Below are 271 nucleotides of genomic sequence, written 5' to 3' on the forward strand. Positions count from 1 at the left end.
AAATCCCGCAGAAATAACACTCTCCCATAGCGTTCTCCCATTCGGAAGGTTCCGCGCTCAAATTCAAAGCTGTCGGGGCAGATCGCATCTTGAAAGCAATGGCCTTTTCGCATGGAATCTACCAGGTCAAAGCGAAACTCCGTTTCCTGGCCTGCGCGGTAAAAATCATGGAGCACCCGCAATTTTTCGGCAGCGTCCAATTCCCTTAGTTTTGAACCCAGCCGTGCGAAATGACTGGTCAGTTCCGTTGTCACACGGGAGAAATACGTCC

At 50.9% G+C, this 271-nt stretch carries 1 pseudogene; it reads right to left on the reverse strand.

From position 1 onward, the window contains the following. Window positions 1-271: pseudogene (locus NE619_RS18230) on the reverse strand (VirB4-like conjugal transfer ATPase); the annotation flags it as partial.

Origin of the sequence: Anaerovorax odorimutans (assembly GCF_024459955.1) — a bacterium.
Classification (GTDB): domain Bacteria; phylum Bacillota; class Clostridia; order Peptostreptococcales; family Anaerovoracaceae; genus Hominibacterium; species Hominibacterium odorimutans_A.